Below are 12,523 nucleotides of genomic sequence, written 5' to 3' on the forward strand. Positions count from 1 at the left end.
GGTGCGGCGCGGACAGCGGACCGATCGCCGCCTCCAACACCGACGCGCCCTCGGGGTCCAGGCGCAGCTGGTACTCCACCATCCCGTCATCGGCCCGCCCCGCCGACAACGACACCCCGTGCCTGAGCCGGTCCTGGCGGACCTGGAACTCGTCGTGGCCGCCGTAGGTGGCGATGATCCGCTCCCGCAACCCCTGTACCTCCCGCGGCCCCGCCTCCTCCGCCACGGCCAGGAACCCCTCCCACACCGTGGGCAGCGCCGCCGGGGTCAGCCGCGGGCCCAGCTTGGCCATCTCCGCCAACGCCACCGCGGCGCAGCGCACGCCCACCCGCCCGGCCAGCACGCACGACCGCAGCCGCTGCACCGACCCGTGGTCCAACACGTGGCTGGCACCGAGACCGACCGGCCGGCCGATGCACGCCTGCGCGACCCTCACCAGGTCCCCCGCCCCACCGGCCCGGTAGGACGGCGCCCACTCCAGCACCCACCCCGCCGCCGTCGCACACGACGAGGACACCTCGCCCCGCTCCAACGCCTCCGTCAGCACCGCCACCTTGGCCGCCTCGACCCGGCACGCCAGCGCATCCAACAGACCCATCGCCGGACCCAGGTCCGGCCCCTGGCACTGGTGCAGCACCTGCTCGATCCCGACCAAGGACTCCCGCGCCGCATCCACCACCGCCAACCGGTCCGCGAAGGCCACCGTGGCCGCACCACCCGGTGCCCCGCCGCCCGGCACCACATCACCGGATCCCGCCGCGGGCACGCCACCGGACCCGCTGGCCGCGGGCCCCTGACGACGATCCCCCTGAAGCATGGTTCGAACATACATTCGACCACTGACAGAGGTTCCCCGGTCATCGCGACCGCTGCGCCTTACCCGACCCAGCCCGCCTGACGACGCGCTGCCCTTCGAGCTGAGGCCCAGCCGGCCGGCGCGGCGAGGGCGAGCACGCGAGTCAGCGGTGATGTACTCCAGGCAGGGGGCCGTGGGACAGACCCGTCGAGATGGCCTGCACCAGCCACCCGGGCACTCCCCCGAAGTGGGGAGACATCGGGTGGGGGTGCGGCGGCGCGAACCCGGACTTCCTGACCTGACCGAGAGGCTTCCACGCTTGCGGCCCGTGGGACGACGGATGGGGCGGCCACAGTGGGTGGGGCGGGTGTGTCCAGTGCGCGACCGGGCCGGGCGGCCAGTGCGCCACCAGGCCGGGCGGCGCAGCGCAGGCCGGGGCCGCGCCCCGACACTTCGACGGCTTTCGGACCGGCGCCGGGTTGACCGCTACCGCCCGGCCCGAGACCTGGCGGCTGCGTCGGGCGCCCCCGGCCGCAGGGGCGTTCCTCACGGGGGCAGCGGGACGGGAGGCTGTCGACGCGCGCGGTGCCGCGGCCGCCACTGCCGGTGCGTCCGTGTGCCCCGGCGCCTGCACCGGTGACCTCGGAGGCGTGGTCACGACGGGCACCGACGGCGTCACGAGCGGCTGGCTCCACGGGTCGAACCGGTCCGGGCCCGCCGTCGGGCTACCCGGAGGCGGGAACAGGGACGAGAGAGTGGGCGTGGGTGCGGGGGCTCCCAGCAGGCCACCGTCAGTCGGCGCCTCGCTCTGGTGCATTGCCACCGCGAACGCGCCGGCCACAACCGCGCACGCGGCTCCCAGCACACCCACCTTGGCGGCGACGGCGAGCCGGAGCACCAGTGGCTGGCTGCCTCGGGCCGCCGTGGCCTCACCCGCCCCGGCCCCACCGGACCCGGCCTGCCCTGGACCGGCATCCTCCAGCCCGGCATCCTCCGGATCGGTGTGCGCGGGGATCCACCAGTCACCCTGCTCTGGCGGACCGGGGACTGATGCGTCCGTGCTGTCAGGTGTCATGGTGCGTTCCGATCTGAGCCGCTGGTGAGCGCTTCCCCCCACCCCACGGGACGTGACGACGCCGTCCCCGACCGTAGTGAGCCCGCAGCGGGGCCAACTCGCGCAAAAGGGCGATTCGCCACCACCCCCGCCCGCGCCGACCGGCCAGAGCGAGGTATGCCGCGGCCAGTTACCTCCGGGTCACCGCGCCGCGTCACCCCCGGGTCACCGCGCCGCCCCGCCGCGTCACCCCCCGGTTCGCCGCACCGCCGCGTCGTCGGGTCACCGGCACCGAGCCCCGCGACACGGTCGACGCGGCAGACCGGGATCAGCTCGGCGGTGTGCCCTGTGGACGTCGTGACGGTGCCGTCGCGCCGCGGGCCAGCCGGGTCGCCGGCCGCAGCGGCGCGATGGGCCGGGAGGGCCAGCGTCGCGGCCCGCTCCACAGCGCCGGCGGGGCGTCGAGGAGGTTCGCCAGCGACAGGGCCGCGGTGTCGTAGTTCGCCCGCCACCCCCGGAAGTGCGGCCACGCCTCGTCGTTGCTGCGCTCGATCGGGTAGCCCAGGCGGCGCAGCTCGTCGACAGCCTCCCCGAACTGCTCGTAGCTGACCGAGATCGGCGCGTCGGGGTCGGGCTCCCCCGGGACCGGCAGCCGGACGGCGCGGGCGATCTGCTCCAGGGCGGTGAACCCCATGCGCAGCATCAACCGGGCAGGCATCTTGGGCTCCAGGGAAGGGGCGAGCGCCAGGTGCAAGGCCGCTGCGTCCATGACCGCCAGCAGCGAGGTGAGCCAGTGGGACAAGGGGCGTGGCGAGCGCAGCCGGACCAGCACGACATACGTCGTGTGTGACTCCGCGAGCTCGGCGGACCAGCGTTCCCAGGAGCGGAAGAGGTCGCCCAGCACGGGTCCGGTGTCCCCGTCGCTGATGCCCCACAGCGTGCGCGCCAGGATCTCGGGCCCCCAGGCCGGGACTCCGGCGCGGGTGGTCAGCAGCGTCACCTCCGTCTCGCGACGGTTGAAGGCGGCATACAGCGTGGGGAGGTAGCCCACCTGCAGACCGATCACGACGAGGCCGGTGAAGGCGGCGGCGTACTCCACGACGGTGCTGGCCAGGTTGCGCGGGGCTGCGTAGCCCAGCGTGAGGATCGAGGAGCCCGCCTCGTGGACCGACGCGGCCAGCGGGCCGCCAACTGCGGGAAGCAGAACCAGCGCGAACCCGACGACCAGCAGGATGAGCCACACGCTGAGCCGGACGAGCAGGCTCAGCGGCGACTGCCAGGCGAGGATGCGGTCGCGGCGCGCAAAGGAGCGCACGCCGGCCGTCGCGCGCAGGAAGAGCAGGTCCACCACGCGGTCAGTGACCCGCGAGACCCTGGAGTCGATCGCCCGGGGCACGACCAGGGTGCCGACCACGCTGAACAGCGTGCCGACCACGATGAGGAGGCCGACCACGCACCCGATCCAGCGCCACAGCACTCTCCGTCCAACCCCTCAGGGGGACAAACCCTTCCGGGCGCACGCGCCCGATTCGGGACCGAGTTCCCGTGGCCCCCGCCCAGACCGCTGCACGCTGAAGGCCTGCCGAGCAGGGAAGGTGGGTGCACCGTGGACCTCGGATCCATGATCGGGACGGCGCAGGCCCTGGTTGCTCCGGGCAAGGGCATCCTCGCCGCGGACGAGAGCACACCGACGATGGCCAAACGCCTCGCGGCCATCGGCGTCGAGTCGACCGAGCCGCGCCGTCGGGCCTACCGCGAGCTCCTGTTCACCGCGCCCCGGATCGGCGAGTTCATCAGCGGGGTCATCCTCTTCGACGAGACCATCCGCCAGCGGACCACGGACGGCGTGCCGTTCCCCGAGGTGCTCCGTCGGCAGGGCGTCATCCCCGGCATCAAGGTCGATGCGGGGACCACGCCGCTGGCCGCCTTCCCCGGGGAGGTGGTCACCGCGGGACTCGACGGGCTGCGGGACAGGCTGCGCGAGTACGCGTCCATGGGCGCGCGCTTCGCCAAGTGGCGTGCGGTCATCCACATCGCGGAGGGACGTCCGACGGCGACCTGCGTGGAGGCGAACGCCCACGCCCTCGCCCGCTACGCGGCGCTCGTGCAGGAGGCAGGCCTGGTCCCGATCGTGGAGCCCGAGGTGCTGATGGACGGGGCACACAGCCTCGAGCGCTGTGCCGTGGTCACTGTCGAGGTGCTTCGGGCGGTGTACGAGCAGCTGGCGCACCACCGCGTGGTGCTGGAGGCGAGCCTGCTCAAGCCCAACATGGTCCTGCCGGGCGAGGACAGCCCGGTCCGGGCCGGCGACGACGAGATCGCCGAGGCGACGGTCATGGCCCTGAGGGAGGTCGTCCCCGCGGCCGTGCCGGGGGTCGTGTTCCTGTCCGGCGGGCAGTCGGAGGAGGAGGCCACCGCTCGCCTGGACGCGATCAACAGGATGCCTGCGCAGCCCTGGGAGCTGAGCTTCTCGTTCGGCCGTGCGCTCCAGGCGCCGGTGCTGCGCGTGTGGTCCGGCGACGACGCCAACACCGTCGCCGCGCAGGCGGCGCTCCTCCACCGTGCCGCACTCAACGGCGCCGCGCGCCGCGCCTCCTACCGCCCCGAGCTGGAGAAGGTCGCGGTCGAGCCGCCGGCGACCTCGTAGGACCACAGCTCGCTGTGGACCCCGACCGGGCGCGCGGGCCCCTCACCCGGGGACTGCTCACCCGAAGGCTGTTCGCCTGAGGACCCTTCGCCGGCGCGCTCGGAGGCCGAGCGGTGACCGTGGGCGAACGCCGGGGAGCTCACCCAGGCCTCGAACGCCGCGTCGTCGCGCCACCGGGTGATGACCAGCCAGGTCGTCCGGTCGTCGGTGGGCTTGAGCAGCTCGAAGCCTTCGAACCCGTCCTGGTCGTCCACGGCACCCGCCCGCGCGGCGAAGCGGCGGGCCAGCTCGTCACCACTGTCCGCCGGCACGGTGATCGCGTTGATCTTGATGACCGTCACCTCGTCATGGTGCCAGAGCTGGCTGCCGGGGGGATCATCCGCGCGGCAGGAGCCAGGGGCGACCTCAGGAAGCCGCGGCCACGGCATACGTCGTGGTGCGCTCCCGCACGGGACGACCGATGCCGGAGGCGATCTCGGTGAGCTCGGCGACCGTCTTGGCCGACCCGTGCGCCGAGCCGGCCATCCGGCTGATCGTCTCCTCCATCAGCGTGCCGCCGACGTCGTTGGCGCCACCGGTGAGCATCAGACGGGTGCCGTCGACGCCGAGCTTGACCCACGAGGTCTGCACGTTGTCGATCCGGCCGTGCAGCATCAGCCGCGCGACCGCGTGCACCGCGCGGTTGTCGCGCAGCGTCGGGCCGGGCCGCGAGAGGCCGGCGAGGTAGACCGGCGCGTTGGTGTGGATGAACGGCAGCGGCACGAACTCGGTGAACCCGCCGGTGCGGTCCTGGATCCGGGTCAGCGTGCGCAGGTGCCCGACCCAGTGCCGCGGGTGGTCGACGTGGCCGTACATCATCGTGCTCGAGCTGCGCAGCCCGAGCTCGTGTGCGGTCTCGACGACCTCGACCCACTGCGCCGCGGGCAGCTTGCCCTTGGTCAGCACCCAGCGCACCTCGTCGTCGAGGATCTCCGCGGCCGTCCCCGGGATCGTGTCCAGCCCGGCCTCACGCACCTCGGTGAGCCAGTCCCGCACGGAGACGCCGGACTTCGCCGCGCCCGTCGCGATCTCCATGGGCGAGAACGCGTGCACGTGGATCCCGGGCGCTGCGGACTTCACCGCGCGCACGATGTCCGCGTATGCCGTGGCCTTCAGGTCCGGGGAGATCCCCCCTTGCAGGCACACCTCGGTCGCCCCCAGCGCCTGCGCCTCGGCGGCACGGCGGCCGACCTCCTCCAGGGAGAGCGTGTAGGCGTCGGCGTCGGTCTTGCGCTGGGCGAAAGCGCAGAACCGGCACCCGACGTAGCAGACGTTGGTGAAGTTGATGTTCCGGTTGACCACGTAGGTCACGTCGTCACCGACGACGTCCCGGCGCAGCCCGTCCGCGAGCGCCGCAAGGGCGTCCATGGCCTCGCCGTCACAGGTCAGCAGCGCCAGGTAGTCCTCGTCGGAGAGCCCGGCGGGGTCGGCCTCGGCCCGCGCCAGGGGGGCCCGCACGTCACCGTCGAGCCGCTCCGGCGCGCCGGGCGTCACCCGCGAGGCGACCGACTGCCAGTCGCCGTAGACCTCGTCAAAATCGCCGCGGCGGTCGCCGGTGCGGCCCTCCTCGTCGACCCCGCGGTGCAGGTCGGTGCGGCCGGATCCGGTTCCGGCAGAGGCCATGCCGCCGTCTGGCTCCTGCCAGACGAGCCCTTGGGGCACCGCGTCCTCGCGGGCCAGGCCGGTGGCCGGCTCGACCAGCGCGCGCACGTGGGCGTGCAGCCTCGGGTCGATCCACGCCTCGTCGCGCTCCAGCGACCCGAGCACGAACCGGGGGTGGGCGGTCAGCCGCTCCCGCAGCTCCAGCCCCGCCTCGGCCGTCCAGGTGCGCAGGTCCTCCACGTGCGGCCAGGGCCGCTCCGGGTTGACGTGGTCCGGCGTCACCGGCGACACCCCGCCCCAGTCGTCCACGCCGGCAGCCAGCAGGCGCGAGATCTCCTGCGGCTCCGAGAGGTTCGGCGGCGCCTGGATGCTCACCGACGGCCCCAGCAGCAGCCGGGCGACCGCGACGGTGGCGAGGTACTCCTCCTCCCCCACGTCCGGGGTGCCCCGCATCGCGGTGTCGTCCTTGGCCCGGAAGTTCTGCACGATGCACTCCTGCACCGAGCCGTACTCCCGTGCCACGCGGCGGATCGCCAGGATGCTCTCCACCCGGTCGGCCGGGGTCTCCCCGATGCCGACGAGGATGCCGGTCGTGAACGGCACCCCCACCCGTCCGGCGTCCTCGAGCACGCGCAGCCGCACGGCCGGATCCTTGTCGGGAGAGCCGAAGTGGACCTGCCCGGGCTCGGACCACAGCCGCTCGGAGGTCGTCTCGAGCATCATCCCCATCGACGGCGCGACCGGCTTGAGCCGCTGCAGGTCCGCCCACGACATCACCCCGGGGTTGAGGTGCGGCAGCAGCCCGGTCTCCTCCAGCACCCGGATCGCCATGGCGCGCACGTAGGCGAGGGTGTCGTCGTACCCGTGCGCGTCGAGCCACTCGCGCGCCGCCGGCCAGCGGTCCTCGGGCCGGTCACCGAGGGTGAACAGCGCCTCCTTGCACCCCTGCGCCGCGCCTTCCCGGGCGATCTCCAGGACCTCGTCCGGGGACAGGTACGCCGCGGGGAGACGGTGCGGGACCGTCGCGAACGTGCAGTAGTGGCAACGGTCCCGGCACAGCCGCGTCAGCGGGATGAAGACCTTGCGCGAGTACGTGACCACGCCGGGACGCCCGGCCTCGACCATCGCCGCGTCGCGCACCCGCGAGGCGGCTTCCGACAGCGTGACGAGGTCCGAGCCCCGCGCACCGAGGAGCACCTCGGCCTCGGCGGCGTCGAGGGCCTTGCCGTCTCGGGCTCGGGCTAGGGCGCGGCGCAGGGCGTTGTCACTCACCGCGTCAGGCTATGTCAGGCCCCGACGACGGCCGCGTCCCGCCCGGTCAGGTCTCGCAATGTGACCGCGGTGGCCACGGCGGCGGTCGCGGCCTCGTGCCCCTTGTCCTCGGACGACCCGGGCAGCCCGGCCCGGTCGAGCGCCTGCGCGTCGTCGTCACAGGTGAGCACGCCGAAGCCGACCGGCACACCGGTGCGCACGGACACGTCGGTCAGGCCGACCGTCGCGGCCTGGCAGACGTAGTCGAAGTGCGGCGTCCCGCCCCGGATCACGACGCCCAGGGCGACCAGCGCGTCATACGAGCCGGCCAGGCGCGCACAGGCGACCGGCAGCTCGAAGGTGCCCGGCACCCGGACCAGCTCGACGCTGTCGACGCCCGACTCGGTCAGCGCCCGACGGGCGCCCTCGACCAGTCCGTCCATCACCGTCTGGTGCCAGGACGCGGCCACCACGGCCACGCGCAGGCCCTTGCCGTCGACCCGGAGGTCAGGTGAACCCGCCCCGCTCATGCTGATGCTCCCTTGTCCGTCGCCTCGATGACGAGGTCGTGCCCCATCCGGTCGCGCTTGGTGCGCAGGTAGTGCTCGTTGTCCTCGCCCGGGACGATGCTCAGCCGCTCCACGGCCACGACCTCGATGTCGTAGCCGCGCATCGCGTTGACCTTCAACGGGTTGTTGGTCAGCAGCCGCACGGCGTGCAGGCCGAGGTCGGCCAGGATCGCCGCGCCCGCGGCGTACTCCCGGGCGTCGATCGGCAGGCCCAGCTCCACCTGCGCGTCGACGGTGTCAAAACCCTGGTCCTGCAAGGCGTAGGCGCGCAGCTTGTGCAGCAGCCCGACGCCCCGGCCCTCGTGGCCGCGCAGGTAGACGATGACGCCACCCTCTCGCCCGACCCGCTCCATCGCCCGCTCGAGCTGCGGGCCGCAGTCGCACCGCTGCGAGCCGAACACGTCCCCGGTCAGGCACTCGGAGTGCAGGCGCGCCAGCGGTGCCCGCCCCTCGAGGCCCTTCGGGCTGACCAGCGCGACGTGCTCGTCACCGGTGACCATGTCGCGGTAACCGTGCACCCGGAACTCGCCGTGCTCCGTCGGCAGCCGCGTCTCCACGATCTTCTCGACCCGGTCGTTGCGCTGCCGCCAGGCGATGAGCTGCTCGATGGTGATGACCGGCAGCTCGTGCTTCGCGCCGAGCTCCAGCACCGCCGGCAGCCGCATCATCGCGCCGTCGTCGTGCACCAGCTCGGCGATGACGCCCACCGGGGACAGCCCGGCGAGCCGGCACAGGTCGACCGCGGCCTCGGTGTGCCCCGCGCGCACGAGCACACCGCCCTCGCGGGCGCGCAGCGGGAACACGTGCCCGGGCCGGACCAGGTCGGTGGCCTCGGTCGCCGGGTCGGCCAGCAGGTTCACCGTCCGGGCCCGGTCGGCGGCGCTGATGCCGGTGGTGACGCCCTCGCGGGCGTCCACCGAGATCGTGTACGCCGTGCCGCGCGGGTCCTCGTTGCGGCTCACCATGGGCGGCAGCTCGAGCCGGTCGGCGACCTCGTCGGGCATGGGAGCGCACACCACGCCCGAGGACCAGCGGATCGTCCACGCCAGCCACTGCTCGGTCGCGGTCTGCGCCGCCAGGATGACGTCACCCTCGTTCTCGCGGTCCTCGTCGTCGGTCACGAGGACCGGCAGGCCGCGACGCAGCGCGTCCAGGGCCTCCTCGACGGTCGACAGGGCGGTCGTCATGCGCTCACCTCACTCGTCTCGCGGGTCACGGGGGTCTCCACGCTGGAGGCGCGCAGCCACACGAAGAAGCCGTAGATCACCAGGGCGCCGTACACGGCGTACAGGACGGCCGAGGGGTAGAAGTGGGAGTGCACGAGCAGCGGCACCCCGACCAGGTCGACGCCGATCCACGCGAGCCAGAAGTCGTTCCAGCCGCGGGCCATGGCGTAGGTCGCCACCATCGAGCCGACGAAGATCCACGCGTCGCACCAGAAGTACCAGCGCGGGGCGGGGAAGCCGGCGCCGATGGCGTAGAACACCTGCTGCACCATGACCACGCCGACCAGCCACACCGCGAGGTAGCCGATCCGCTCGCGCGCGGTCGCCCACCGCGGCGTGATCGCCGGCACGTGGGAGTCGCCGGCCGCGCGCGCCCGGCGCAGCTGCGACCAGCGCCACCAGCCGTAGATGCTGGTGATGATGAAGAAGACCTGCCGCCCGGCCTGGCCGTAGAGCGTCTCGCCCTGCGGGTTGGAGAAGGCGACGCCGAAGAACACGGTGAACAGCAGGGCGTTGCCGACGATGCCGACCGGCCACGCCCACACCCGCCGGCGCATGCCGCCGATCGCCGAGGCGAAGCCGAACGCGTTGCCGACCACCTCGCGCCACAGGATCGGCTGCCCGGCGATGGTCAGCTGGGCCTCGAAGAGGCGCTGGAGGATGTTCATGCCTGGGCTCCTGCGGACATGAGGCGCTCGACGTACTTCGCGAGCACGTCGACCTCGAGGTTGACGGTGGCGCCGACTCCCTTGTGCCCCAACGTGGTCAGGTCGAGGGTGGTCGGGATGAGCGAGACGGAGAAGGTGTCGTCGGTGACGGCCGAGACGGTCAGCGAGACGCCGTCGACGGTGATCGAGCCCTTCTCCACGACGTAGCGGGTCAGGGCGTGCGGCAGGGTGAAGGTGACGACCTCCCAGCGGTCCCCCGGCTCGCGTGCGGTGATGGTCGCGGTGCCGTCGACGTGGCCCTGCACGATGTGGCCACCGAAGCGGCTGCTCGCGGCCATGGCCCGCTCGAGGTTGACCGGGTCACCGGCCGTGAGCGCACCGAGGCTGGAGCGGCGCAGTGTCTCGGCCATGACGTCCACCGAGAACGACTCGGCGTCGTGCTCGACCACCGTCAGGCACACGCCGTTGACCGCGATCGAGGCGCCGTGGGTCGCGTCGCTGGTGACCAGCGGGCCGCGGACCCGCAGGACCGCGGAATCCTCGCCCGGCTCGACGGACACGACCCGACCGAGCTCCTCGACGATGCCGGTGAACATCAACGCCCTCCCTGGGGTGCGACGGTGGCGACGACCTTGATGTCCTCGCCAATGGTGGTGACCTCGCGCGGCACGAGCCGCAACGCCTCACCGATGGTCTGTATGCCGAGGTCCCCCACCGCGGCCGCGCCGGCGCCGAGCAGTGCGGGGGCCAGGTAGGCGACGACCTCGTCGACGAGGCCCGCGGCGAGGAACGCCGCGGCCACGGTCGGGCCGCCCTCCAGCCAGACGTGGCGCACCTCCCGGCCGGCCAGCGCCTTGAGCACCAGGGCCGGGTCGCGCTCGCGCAGGTGCAGGGTGGGGGCGGCGTCGTCGAGGACCCGGGCGGCGGCAGGCAGGTCCCGCTCCCCCACGACGACCCGCAGCGGCTGGCGCGCGCGCAGGGTGCCGTCCGGGTGCCGGGTGGTCAGGCGCGGGTCGTCGGTGAGGACCGTGCCGGTGCCGACGAGGATCGCGTCGCACTCCGCGCGCAGGTCGTGCACGTCGGCCCGCGCGGCAGGCCCGGTGACCCACTGGCTGGTGCCGTCGGCGGCAGCGGAGCGGCCGTCGAGCGTGGCGGCGAACTTCCAGGTCACCATCGGACGGCCATGGCTGACGGCGAAGGTCCAGGCCCGGTTGAGGGCCGCGGCCTCGACGGCCAGCACACCACCGACGACCTCGACCCCGGCATCGCGCAGGGTCCGGGCGCCCGCGGCCGCGATTGGGTTGGGGTCGGACTGGGCGTAGACGACGCGGGCGACACCGGCGTCGGCCAGCGCCCGGGAGCACGGGCCGGTGCGCCCGGTGTGGTTGCACGGCTCGAGGGTCACCACCGCGGTGCCGCCGGAGGCACGGCCGCCGGCGGCGCGCAGCGCCTCGACCTCCGCGTGCGGGGTGCCGGCGCCGTGGTGCCAGCCCTCGCCGACGACCTCGCCGGCGGCGTCGATCAGGACGGCCCCGACGCGGGGGTTCGGGTCGGCCACGGGACCGCGGGCCGCGAGCTCGAGGGCGCGACGCATCAGCTCGACGTCACGCTGCTCCTGCGCCTGCTGGTCCATGTCCTGCCCCTCGTGCTCAGCCTGTCTCGGGCGAGCTCCGGGGTGGACGGAAGAAGGCACCTCGGCGACCGGAGGACGCGCCTGGCGGCGCGGCATACGGGCTCGAGAGCCGTTGTCCTGCAACGGGTCCGACTCGCCCGTGACCCTGGGGCCACGACCGGGAACGGTCCCGCACGCGCTGCCTACCATCCGGACTTTCACCGTCGGTCCTGGAGTTCCACCAGGTCAACCGGCCGCTGGCTGCGGTCGGGTCGCGGACTGTCACCGCCGGTTCGGAGTTGCACCGACCCCGGAGCGCGTGCCGTCAGTATCGCATCCGGGCCGCAGGCTCAGGCACCCGCGGTCCGCGTGACGGTCCTCACCCGTGGCGGTGGGCGGTGGCCAGGGCGCGCAGCTCCTCGACCGCGGCGGCCGCGTCCTGCGCGCCGTAGACCGCCGACCCGGCGACGAAGACGTCGGCCCCCGCCTCGGCGCACTGCTCGATCGTGTCGGCGGAGACCCCGCCGTCGACCTGCACCCAGATGTCCCCGCCGTGGCGGCGCACCGCCTCGCGCACCTCGCGCACCTTGGGCATCTGGTCGGCCATGAACGACTGGCCACCGAAGCCGGGCTCCACGGTCATGACCAGCACCATGTCGAGGTCGGGCAGCAGGTCGGCGTAGGGCGCGAAGGCGGTGCCGGGCTTGATGGCCATGCCGGCCCGGGCCCCGGCGGCGCGCAGGTCGCGGGCGACCCGGCGGGGGTCGCCGGCCGCCTCGATGTGGAAGGTGACGCTGGAGCCGCCGGCCTCGGCGTACTGCGGGGCCCACCGGTCAGGGTCGTCGATCATGAGGTGGCAGTCGAGCGGGATCGGGCTGACCTTGGCCAGGGCCTCGACCACGGGCAGGCCGAGGGTCAGGTTGGGCACGAAGTGGCCGTCCATGACGTCGACGTGGGCCCAGTCGGCGTTGCTGATCCGGCGCAGCTCGCGCTCGAGGTTGGCGAAGTCGGCCGACAGGATGCTCGGGGAGATCTGCACGGGCGCCAGCCTAGGGCGTG

At 73.5% G+C, this 12,523-nt stretch carries 10 protein-coding genes, 1 pseudogene and 1 riboswitch; of the genes and pseudogenes, 1 reads left to right on the plus strand and 10 read right to left on the minus strand.

Translation table 11 applies throughout. From position 1 onward, the window contains the following. Both ACXVGS_RS17580 and ACXVGS_RS17585 read right to left on the minus strand, forming a co-directional pair. Nucleotides 1–817, minus strand: a pseudogene (locus ACXVGS_RS17580) (hypothetical protein); the annotation flags it as partial. Between the two features lie 1,361 nt (nt 818–2,178). Next, nucleotides 2,179–3,303 carry a hypothetical protein gene (locus tag ACXVGS_RS17585; RefSeq protein WP_458530802.1) on the minus strand — a complete coding sequence of 375 codons (1,125 nt, stop codon included), beginning with the start codon at nt 3,301–3,303 and terminating at the stop codon, nt 2,179–2,181. 153 nt (nt 3,304–3,456) lie between these two features. On the opposite strand from ACXVGS_RS17585, the gene ACXVGS_RS17590 reads away from it, so the two are divergent. Then, complete coding sequence (locus ACXVGS_RS17590; protein ID WP_458530801.1) at nt 3,457–4,497, plus strand: class I fructose-bisphosphate aldolase; 1,041 nt, start codon at nt 3,457–3,459, stop codon at nt 4,495–4,497. On the opposite strand, the gene ACXVGS_RS17595 is transcribed toward ACXVGS_RS17590, so the two are convergent. From ACXVGS_RS17595 to rpe, 8 genes are all read right to left on the minus strand, one after another. Continuing rightward, entirely contained in the window at nt 4,446–4,838 is a 393-nt protein-coding gene (locus ACXVGS_RS17595) for an antibiotic biosynthesis monooxygenase family protein (RefSeq protein ID WP_458530800.1), read from the minus strand. The two genes, ACXVGS_RS17590 and ACXVGS_RS17595, sit on opposite strands and share 52 nt — an antisense overlap. Nucleotides 4,839–4,902: 64 nt before the next feature. Then, the gene (locus ACXVGS_RS17600; RefSeq protein ID WP_458535148.1) at nt 4,903–7,410 is read right to left on the minus strand and encodes a bifunctional FO biosynthesis protein CofGH; all 2,508 of its coding nucleotides are present in this window, start codon (nt 7,408–7,410) and stop codon (nt 4,903–4,905) included. A gap of 14 nt (nt 7,411–7,424) precedes the next feature. Beyond that, the gene (ribH, locus tag ACXVGS_RS17605; protein ID WP_141788592.1) at nt 7,425–7,919 is read right to left on the minus strand and encodes a 6,7-dimethyl-8-ribityllumazine synthase; all 495 of its coding nucleotides are present in this window, start codon (nt 7,917–7,919) and stop codon (nt 7,425–7,427) included. Further along, nucleotides 7,916–9,145 carry a bifunctional 3,4-dihydroxy-2-butanone-4-phosphate synthase/GTP cyclohydrolase II gene (locus ACXVGS_RS17610; RefSeq protein WP_458532602.1) on the minus strand — a complete coding sequence of 410 codons (1,230 nt, stop codon included), beginning with the start codon at nt 9,143–9,145 and terminating at the stop codon, nt 7,916–7,918. The genes ribH and ACXVGS_RS17610 overlap by 4 nt, the downstream gene beginning before the upstream one ends. Beyond that, on the minus strand, nt 9,142–9,852 hold the full coding sequence (locus ACXVGS_RS17615) for a nicotinamide mononucleotide transporter family protein (RefSeq protein ID WP_458530797.1): 711 nt from the start codon (nt 9,850–9,852) through the stop codon (nt 9,142–9,144). Before ACXVGS_RS17615 ends, ACXVGS_RS17610 begins: the two co-directional genes overlap by 4 nt. Next, a complete protein-coding gene (locus ACXVGS_RS17620; protein ID WP_458537258.1) occupies nt 9,849–10,448 on the minus strand; it encodes a riboflavin synthase in 600 nt (199 codons plus the stop codon). The genes ACXVGS_RS17615 and ACXVGS_RS17620 overlap by 4 nt, the downstream gene beginning before the upstream one ends. Then, nucleotides 10,448–11,485 (minus strand): bifunctional diaminohydroxyphosphoribosylaminopyrimidine deaminase/5-amino-6-(5-phosphoribosylamino)uracil reductase RibD, encoded by a 1,038-nt coding sequence (ribD, locus tag ACXVGS_RS17625; RefSeq protein ID WP_458537259.1) that lies wholly within the window; start codon nt 11,483–11,485, stop codon nt 10,448–10,450. The genes ACXVGS_RS17620 and ribD overlap by 1 nt, the downstream gene beginning before the upstream one ends. A 171-nt stretch (nt 11,486–11,656) precedes the next feature. After that, nucleotides 11,657–11,787: riboswitch (FMN riboswitch) on the minus strand. A gap of 56 nt (nt 11,788–11,843) precedes the next feature. Beyond that, nucleotides 11,844–12,503, minus strand: coding sequence for a ribulose-phosphate 3-epimerase (gene rpe / locus ACXVGS_RS17630; RefSeq protein WP_141788597.1), 660 nt, complete (start codon nt 12,501–12,503; stop codon nt 11,844–11,846). Nucleotides 12,504–12,523: the final 20 nt, after the last annotated feature.

It is taken from the genome of Oryzihumus sp., from assembly GCF_054325275.1.

Excerpts from the sequence above, each read along its gene's own strand:
- ribD (WP_458537259.1), bottom strand. The coding sequence starts at position 11,485 with ATGGACCAGCAGGCGCAGGAGCAGCGTGACGTCGAGCTGATGCGTCGC.
- ribH (WP_141788592.1), bottom strand. The coding sequence starts at position 7,919 with ATGAGCGGGGCGGGTTCACCTGACCTCCGGGTCGACGGCAAGGGCCTG.
- ACXVGS_RS17620 (WP_458537258.1), bottom strand. The coding sequence starts at position 10,448 with ATGTTCACCGGCATCGTCGAGGAGCTCGGTCGGGTCGTGTCCGTCGAG.
- ACXVGS_RS17615 (WP_458530797.1), bottom strand. The coding sequence starts at position 9,852 with ATGAACATCCTCCAGCGCCTCTTCGAGGCCCAGCTGACCATCGCCGGG.
- ACXVGS_RS17610 (WP_458532602.1), bottom strand. The coding sequence starts at position 9,145 with ATGACGACCGCCCTGTCGACCGTCGAGGAGGCCCTGGACGCGCTGCGT.